This is a genomic window from Aurantimonas sp. 22II-16-19i (genome assembly GCF_002088275.1).
Lineage (GTDB): Bacteria > Pseudomonadota > Alphaproteobacteria > Rhizobiales > Rhizobiaceae > Jiella.
This window is the reverse complement of the sequence record NZ_AQQS01000041.1, coordinates 45,539-54,246: the sequence shown is the minus strand read 5'-3', so window position 1 is coordinate 54,246 and position 8,708 is coordinate 45,539. Positions and strand designations below refer to the sequence as shown.

The 8,708-nt window shown below is 63.8% G+C and carries 6 protein-coding genes; all 6 read right to left on the bottom strand.

Features of this window, described 5'->3' with window-relative positions; genetic code table 11:
- Positions 1–115: 115 nt before the first annotated feature.
- The 6 genes from fusA to ATO4_RS23310 all read right to left on the bottom strand — a co-directional run bounded on the left by fusA (position 116) and on the right by ATO4_RS23310 (position 8,680).
- The gene (fusA, locus tag ATO4_RS23335; protein WP_083594174.1) at positions 116–2,206 is read right to left on the bottom strand and encodes an elongation factor G; all 2,091 of its coding nucleotides are present in this window, start codon (positions 2,204–2,206) and stop codon (positions 116–118) included.
- A gap of 30 nt (positions 2,207–2,236) precedes the next feature.
- Positions 2,237–2,707, bottom strand: coding sequence for a 30S ribosomal protein S7 (gene rpsG, locus ATO4_RS23330; protein ID WP_083594173.1), 471 nt, complete (start codon positions 2,705–2,707; stop codon positions 2,237–2,239).
- 32 nt (positions 2,708–2,739) lie between these two features.
- Complete coding sequence (gene rpsL / locus ATO4_RS23325) at positions 2,740–3,111, bottom strand: 30S ribosomal protein S12 (RefSeq protein WP_083594172.1); 372 nt, start codon at positions 3,109–3,111, stop codon at positions 2,740–2,742.
- A gap of 320 nt (positions 3,112–3,431) precedes the next feature.
- The gene (locus ATO4_RS23320) at positions 3,432–3,977 is read right to left on the bottom strand and encodes a GNAT family N-acetyltransferase (protein WP_083594171.1); all 546 of its coding nucleotides are present in this window, start codon (positions 3,975–3,977) and stop codon (positions 3,432–3,434) included.
- Positions 3,978–4,152: 175 nt separating this feature from the next.
- Positions 4,153–8,349 carry a DNA-directed RNA polymerase subunit beta' gene (rpoC, locus tag ATO4_RS23315; protein WP_083594170.1) on the bottom strand — a complete coding sequence of 1,399 codons (4,197 nt, stop codon included), beginning with the start codon at positions 8,347–8,349 and terminating at the stop codon, positions 4,153–4,155.
- A 127-nt stretch (positions 8,350–8,476) separates the two neighbouring features.
- Positions 8,477–8,680 (bottom strand): integrase, encoded by a 204-nt coding sequence (locus tag ATO4_RS23310; RefSeq protein WP_210191129.1) that lies wholly within the window; start codon positions 8,678–8,680, stop codon positions 8,477–8,479.
- Positions 8,681–8,708: the final 28 nt, after the last annotated feature.

The following is an 8,708-nucleotide window of genomic DNA, read 5'->3' as shown; positions in this document are numbered from 1 at the left end:
CGTGCCGATGTTCACATGCGGCTTGTTACGCTCGAATTTGCTCTTGGCCATAGTGCCACTCCATTCATTTCATCTTGGCTCAAGCGAGCCGAACTGGTCCGACCTGAAAGGGTCCTTAGGCGTATTTCTTCTGGATCTCTTCGGCGACCTGGTTCGGGACCGGCTCGTAGTGATCGAAAAGCATCGTGTACTGCGCGCGGCCCTGGGACATGGAGCGCAGCGTGTTGACGTAGCCGAACATGTTGGCCAGCGGCACCATCGCGTTCACGGCCTGAAGGATGCCGCGCGGCTCGGTGCCCTGGATCTGCCCGCGCCGGGAGTTCAGGTCGCCGATGACGTCGCCGACATAGTCTTCCGGCGTCACCACCTCGACCTTCATGACCGGCTCGAGCAGCCGCGGACCGGCCTTCTGGATGGCTTCGCGGAAGCCCGCCCGTGCGGCGATCTCGAAGGCGAGAACCGAGGAGTCGACGTCATGGAAGGCGCCGTCGGTCAGCTCCGACTTGATGTCGACCATCGGGAAGCCCGCGAGCGGACCCGAACCCATGACCGACTTGATGCCCTTCTCGACACCGGGGATGTATTCCTTCGGAACCGAACCACCGACGATCTTCGACTCGAACGAGAAGCCCGCGCCGATCTCGGCCGGCTCGAAGGTCATCTTGACGCGGGCAAACTGGCCCGTGCCGCCGGTCTGCTTCTTGTGGGTATAGTCCACTTCGGCCCGGCGGGTGATCGTCTCGCGATAGGCCACCTGCGGCGCGCCGATATTCGCCTCGACCTTGAACTCGCGCTTCATGCGATCGACGAGAATGTCCAGATGCAATTCGCCCATGCCGGCGATGATCGTCTGGCCGCTCTCTTCGTCGGTCTTGACGCGGAAGGACGGATCCTCGGCGGCGAGACGGTTGAGCGCGAGGCCCATCTTTTCCTGGTCGGCCTTGGTCTTCGGCTCGATCGCGATCTCGATGACCGGATCGGGGAATTCCATGCGCTCGAGGATGACGGGCTTCAGCGGGTCACACAGGGTGTCGCCGGTCGTCGTGTCCTTGAGGCCGGCCAGAGCAACGATGTCGCCGGCAAAGGCTTCCTCGATGTCCTCGCGGGAATTGGAGTGCATCTGCAGCATGCGGCCGATGCGCTCCTTCTTCTCCTTGACGGTGTTCTGGAGCGAGGTGCCCTTGGTCAGAACGCCGGAGTAGATGCGAGCGAAGGTGAGCGAACCGACGAACGGGTCGTTCATGATCTTGAAGGCGAGCATCGACAGTGGCTCGTCGTCCGAGGACTTGCGGATCATCTCCGCGTCGGTCTTCGGATCGATGCCCTTGATCGGCTTGACCTCGACCGGCGACGGCAGGAAGTCGACCACCGCGTCGAGCAGCGGCTGGACGCCCTTGTTCTTGAAGGCCGAGCCACACAGGACCGGCGTGAACCAGACGTCGCAGGTGCCCTTGCGGATCAGCTTGCGGATCTCGTCATTGTCCGGCATCTGGCCTTCGAGATACCGCTCCATCGCGGGCTCGTCGACCTCGACGGCAGCCTCGATCATCATCTCGCGATATTCTTCGGCCTGGGCGCGCATGTCCTCGGGAATCTCGAGGATGTCCCACTGGGCGCCGAGATTCTCGTCGCGCCAGACGAGCGCCTTCATCTCGATCAGGTCGATGACGCCCTTCAGCTCGTTCTCCGCGCCGATCGGCAGCTGGATGACGATCGGACGGGCACCGAGACGAGACTTGATCATCTCGACGCAGCGGAAGAAGTCGGCGCCGATCTTGTCCATCTTGTTGACGAAGATCATCCGCGGAACCTGGTACTTGTCGGCCTGACGCCAGACAGTCTCGGTCTGCGGCTCGACACCGGCATTGGCGTCGAGGAGCGCGATCGCGCCGTCGAGCACGCGCAGCGAACGCTCGACCTCGATCGTGAAGTCGACGTGACCCGGCGTGTCGATGATGTTGAAGCGGCGCTTCTTGCCGTCGCGGCCCTGCCAGAACGTGGTCGTGGCAGCGGACGTGATGGTGATGCCGCGCTCCTGCTCCTGCTCCATCCAGTCCATCGTCGCGGCGCCGTCATGGACTTCGCCGATCTTGTGGGACTTGCCGGTGTAGAAGAGAATCCGCTCGGTCGTCGTCGTCTTGCCCGCGTCGATGTGGGCCATGATGCCGAAATTGCGGTAGTCTTCGATCTTGTATTCGCGTGCCATCGGGCGTCGCCTTTCAGACGGAAGCTTGAATTACCAGCGATAGTGCGAGAAGGCGCGGTTGGCTTCGGCCATCCGGTGCGTATCCTCGCGCTTCTTGACGGCCGAGCCACGGTTGTTCGCCGCGTCCATCAGCTCGCCGGAGAGGCGGTCGACCATCGTGGTCTCGTTACGGTTGCGCGCCGCCGCGATCAGCCAGCGGATCGCCAGAGCCTGACGCCGCTCGGGGCGCACATCGACCGGGACCTGGTAGGTCGCACCGCCGACGCGGCGGGAACGAACTTCCACATGCGGCGCGATGTTCTCGAGCGCCTGGTGGAAGATCGCGACAGACTCCTGGCGGGTCTTCTCGTGCACGACGTCGAAGGCGCCATAGACGATGCGCTCGGCGACCGACTTCTTGCCGTCGTACATCACGGCGTTCATGAACTTCGACACGACGAGATCACCGAACTTCGGGTCCGGGTTGATCTCTCGCTTTTCGGCACTGTGGCGACGGGACATTCTATCGTCTCTTCAAACTGATCGCGGGTCGGTTACTTCGGACGCTTGGCGCCGTACTTCGAACGGCGCTGCCTGCGGTTCTTCACGCCCTGCGTATCGAGAACGCCGCGGATGATGTGATAGCGCACACCGGGAAGATCCTTCACGCGGCCGCCGCGGATCATCACCACGGAGTGCTCCTGAAGGTTGTGGCCCTCGCCCGGAATGTAGCCGATGACTTCGTAGCCATTGACGAGACGCACCTTGGCGACCTTACGAAGCGCCGAGTTCGGCTTCTTCGGGGTCGTCGTATAGACGCGCGTGCAGACACCGCGCTTCTGCGGGTTCGCTTCGAGAGCCGGGACCGTGTTACGCTCGGTCGGGCGCACCCGCGGCTTCCGGATCAATTGGTTGATGGTCGGCATCCAACCCTACCTTCTAAGTCTTCCAGTCCCAGGTTCATAACGATGCGTCAGCCCAGCTGACGAGGGTGACCTCGCCATGCGCGAAACCGGGCAGTGATCCGCATGTCTTGCGGATTGCCCGGCGAGAAGCAGAGGACCGCGAACGGTCATGCGCCAGAGATTGACGTCTCGTTGAACGAAGCCTTGTTTGAGGCGACTGTTTCCCGGACTTGGCGTCGACAGGAAGAATTCGGTCTCACATCGGCTTTGTTGAGGCGTAACTAAACGGTCGGCTTCCTCGCGTCAAGCGGCAGGACCCGCATTTCTGGGCCTTTTCCCCCTTATCGGCGCAGATCAGCCCTGCAAGCCCCGGTTCGCTCGTAATAGGCCACCCGCTTGGCGCCCCCCGGGAGCGCTGCGTCACCGATCCGGCGGAATCCGAGCGCCTCATGGAATCGGATGGAGCCGGGATTCGGCGGCTCGACGTTGATCTCGCAGACGACTCGGTCGATTCCCGCCGCCGACGCCGCCGCGAACAGCGATTCGTAGAGCGCCCTCGCCAGCCCCCTCCCCCGTGCCGCGGGAGACACGACCAGCCGGTCGACATAGACGTAGCGCTGGAAGCGCGCGCGGAACCAGAGAAAGTTGGGGCTGTCGTAGTCGCTCGCCTGATCGAAGGCGATCAGCAGGGCGGTCGCGTCCTCCGTCTGCAGCGCCAGGAAGGCCGTGTCGATCAGCCGCGCGAATCCGGGCCCGTCGAGGAGCGAGAGTTCGGCGGCGTGGTCGTTGTTGAGGACGAGGAGCAGCGGCTGATCCTCTGCCCTGACGGAGATGATCGCCGGTCTGCCGCCGTCCACGGGATCGGCGCCCGTTCTGCCATCCGCCATCGCTTCCGCTCCTTGTCGTGCCGCGATCTCGCTCCGGCGCGGGCCGCTCGCAGCTGCGTCCCCGGTGACCGGCGCTCCTCGGAGTGGCAGCGCTTCTCGCAGGCCCCTCATAGCGAAAGGCCGCCCCCTTTCGGAAGCGGCCTTTCACAGGATTGTCGATCAGATGCGGCCGACGTCACTCGGCGGCGTCGTCCACCGCGGTGAGCATCCGGTCGGTCTCGGCGGCGTTCGCCGCCTTGCGGCGATCCTCGATGATGAGGTCGTCGCGCGAGCCGGCGATGCGGCGCATCTGGGTCATCATGCCACCGGTGCCCGCCGGGATCAGGCGGCCGACGATGACGTTCTCCTTCAGGCCCTGCAGCGTATCCGTCTTGCCGGCGACCGCGGCCTCGGTGAGGACGCGGGTGGTCTCCTGGAAGGAGGCCGCCGAGATGAAGGACGGCGTCTGCAGCGAGGCCTTGGTGATGCCGAGCAGGACCGGGTTGCCGGAAGCCGGCTTCTTGCCCTCTTCCTCCAGCTTCTCGTTCAGCTCCGCGAGCTCGATCCGGTCGACGTGGTCGCCCGGGATGTAGCCGCTATCGCCGGATTCGACGATCTCGACCTTCTGCAGCATCTGCCGGACGATGACCTCGATGTGCTTGTCGTTGATCAGAACGCCCTGCAACCGGTAGACTTCCTGGATCTCGTTGACGAGGTAGCTCGCGAGAGCCTCCACGCCGCGGATCGCCAGGATGTCGTGCGGCGCCGGGTTGCCGTCGAGGATGTAGTCGCCCTTTTCGATCACGTCGCCTTCCTGAAGATGGAAGGGCTTGCCCTTCGGGATCAGGTATTCGACGGGCTCGACGCCATCCTCGTGCGGCTCGATGATGATGCGGCGCTTGTTCTTGTAGTCGCGGCCGAACTTCACCGTACCGTCGATCTCCGCGATCACCGCGTTGTCCTTCGGCTTTCTGGCCTCGAACAGCTCGGCGACGCGCGGCAGACCACCGGTGATGTCCTTGGTCTTGGCGCTTTCCATCGGAATGCGCGACAGGACGTCGCCGGCCTGGACCCGCTGCCCCGGCTCGACCGACAGGATCGCGTCGACCGACTGGAAGTAGCGGGCGTCCGAGCCACGGGCGAGCTTCAGGATCTCGCCATTGTCGCCCTTGATGATGATCGCCGGCTTCAGGTCCGTGCCGCGCGGGCTGGCCCGCCAGTCGATGACCGCACGCTTGGTGATGCCGGTGGCCTCGTCGGCCTGTTCCGACACCGAGATGCCGTCCACCATGTCCTCGTAGTCGACCGTGCCCTCGAGCTCGGTCAGCACCGGACGGGTATAGGGATCCCACTCGGCGATACGCTGGCCGCGCTTCACCGTGTCCCCGTCGTCGACATAGACGCGCGAACCGTAGGTGACGCGGTGCGAAGCCCGCTCCTTGCCGCTCGGATCCATGATCAGGATCGCCATGTTGCGGCCCATGGCGACGAGCTTGCCGCCCGAATCGCGAACCACGTTGCGGTTGCGGATCTTCACCGAGCCCTCGTAGGAGGCCTCGAGGAAGGAGGAGTCCACCACCTGCGCGGTTCCGCCCATGTGGAAGGTGCGCATGGTCAGCTGGGTGCCCGGCTCGCCGATCGACTGCGCCGCGATGACGCCGACGGCCTCACCCATGTTGACCGGCGTGCCGCGGGCGAGATCGCGCCCGTAGCAGGTGGCGCAGATGCCGGTGCGGATTTCGCAGGTCAACGCCGAGCGGATCTTCACCGACTGGACGCTGGCCTTCTCGATGATCTCGACATCCGGCTCCTCGATGGTCACGCCACCCTTGACGATGACCTCGCCGGTGAGCGGGTGGAGGATGTCCTCCAGCGCGGTCCGGCCGAGGATCCGCTGGCCGATCGAGGCGACCACCTGGCCGGCGTCGACGATCGGCTGCATCGTCAGGCCCTTCTCGGTGCCGCAATCGGTCTGCGTGATGATGCAGTCCTGCGCCACGTCGACGAGACGACGGGTGAGATAGCCCGAGTTGGCCGTCTTCAGGGCGGTGTCCGCCAGGCCCTTGCGGGCGCCGTGGGTCGAGTTGAAGTACTCGAGCACGGTCAGACCTTCCTTGAAGTTCGAGATGATCGGCGTCTCGATGATCTCGCCCGAAGGCTTGGTCATCAGGCCGCGCATCGCCGCCAGCTGGCGCATCTGGGTCGGCGAACCACGCGCACCGGAGTGCGACATCATGTAGATCGAGTTCATCGGCTTCTGACGGCCGTTGTCGTCGAATTCGATGGCCTTGATGCGGGCCATCATCTCCTCGGCGATCTTGTCGGTGCACTTGGCCCAGGCGTCGACGACCTTGTTGTACTTCTCGCCCTGGGTGATCAGGCCGTCATTGTACTGCTGCTCGTATTCCTTCGCGAGCGCCTGGGTCTCGCCGATCATCCGCGCCTTGGTCTCGGGGATGAGCATGTCGTCCTTGCCGAACGAGATGCCCGCCGTGCAGGCATTGCGGAAGCCGAGCTGCATGATCCGGTCGCAGAAGATCACCGTCTCCTTCTGACCGCAGTGGCGATACACCGTGTCGATCATCTTGGAGATGTTCTTCTTCGTCATCAGCTGGTTGCAGATGTCGAAGGGGATCATGTGGTTCTTCGGCAGCAGTTCGCCGATCATCATGCGGCCGGGCGTCGTCTCGTGGATGCCGGACACCGGCTTGCCTTCGGCGTCCACGGTCTTGAACCGGCCGCGGACCTTCGAATGCAGGGTGACCGACTTCGTCGCCAGCGCATGGTCGAGCTCGCCCATGTCGGAGAAGGCCATGCCCTCGCCCGGCTCGTTCTCGTTCATGATCGACAGGTAGTAGAGGCCGAGCACCATGTCCTGCGACGGCACGATGATCGGTGCGCCGTTCGCCGGATGCAGGATGTTGTTGGTCGACATCATCAGGACGCGGGCTTCGAGCTGCGCCTCGATGGACAGCGGCACGTGGACCGCCATCTGGTCGCCGTCGAAGTCGGCGTTGAAGGCCGTGCAGACCAGCGGATGCAGCTGGATCGCCTTACCCTCGATCAGCACCGGCTCGAAGGCCTGGATGCCGAGACGATGCAGGGTCGGCGCACGGTTCAGAAGCACCGGATGCTCGCGGATCACCTCGTCGAGGATGTCCCAGACCTCCGGACGCTCCTTCTCGACCAGCTTCTTCGCCTGCTTCACCGTGGAGGAGAAGCCCTTGGCGTCGAGACGGGCATAGATGAACGGCTTGAACAGCTCGAGCGCCATCTTCTTCGGCAGGCCGCACTGGTGCAGCTTCAGCTCGGGACCGGTCACGATCACCGAACGGCCGGAATAGTCGACGCGCTTGCCGAGAAGGTTCTGCCGGAAGCGGCCCTGCTTGCCCTTCAGCATGTCGGACAGAGACTTCAGCGGACGCTTGTTGGCGCCCGTGATGACGCGGCCGCGACGGCCGTTGTCGAACAGGGCGTCGACGGCTTCCTGCAGCATCCGCTTCTCGTTGCGGATGATGATGCCCGGCGCGCGCAGCTCGATCAGCCGCTTCAGACGGTTGTTGCGGTTGATGACGCGGCGGTAGAGATCGTTGAGGTCGGACGTGGCGAAGCGGCCGCCGTCCAGGGGGACGAGCGGGCGCAGGTCCGGCGGGATCACCGGCACGACCGTCATGATCATCCATTCCGGGCGGTTGCCGGATTCCAGGAAGTTCTCGACGATCTTCAGCCGCTTCATCAGCTTCTTCGTCTTGAGCTCGGACGTCGTGGTCGCCAGCTCCTCGCGAAGGTCGACGGCGATCTTCTCGAGATCCATCGAGGCGAGCAGGTCCTGGATCGCCTCGGCGCCGATGAGGGCCGTGAAGGAATCCTCGCCGAACTCGTCGATGGCGATCATGTACTCTTCCTCACTGAGGAGCTGGTGCTCCTTCAGCGAGGTGAGGCCGGGCTCGGTGACGATGTAGTTCTCGAAATAGAGGACCCGCTCGATGTCCTTCAGGGTCATGTCGAGCAGCGTGCCGATGCGGCTCGGCAGCGACTTCAGGAACCAGATGTGGGCGACCGGCGCGGCGAGCTCGATGTGGCCCATGCGCTCGCGCCGCACGCGCGAGAGGGTGACCTCGACGCCGCACTTCTCGCAGATGATGCCCTTGTACTTCATGCGCTTGTACTTGCCGCACAAGCACTCGTAATCCTTGATCGGACCGAAGATGCGGGCGCAGAACAGGCCGTCGCGCTCCGGCTTGAAGGTCCGGTAGTTGATGGTTTCCGGCTTCTTGATCTCGCCGAAGGACCAGGAGAGGATCTTTTCCGGGCTCGCCAGCGAGATCCGGATCGAGTCGAACGTCTGCGCCGCAGCCTGCGGGTTGAAGATGTTCATGACCTCTTGGTTCATGGCTTTCTCCTTTCGAGGCGCTGGGCCTCATTCATGCCACCCGAGATGACACTGAAAAATCAGCTCTCAAGAGGCGGCCGTCCTGCCGCCCCGCTGGATCGTGAGCGAACGATCCCCAAACCATGCTTCAACTGACGAAAGACCGCACCAGAAGCGCCACGATTCCGGCCACGCCGATCCCGGTCATCCATTTCAGGACGGCGAGATCAGTCCGGATCTCGCCGATCTGCTTTTGGTAGTCGGCGACTTCCTCAGCCGCCTTCCTCGCCTTTTCGTCGTCGACATTCGCCGAGCGGAGGGCGTCATAGAGTGATCCCATCATCAATGCCATGACGCCCCTCCCCGCTCGTTCGTTTGCC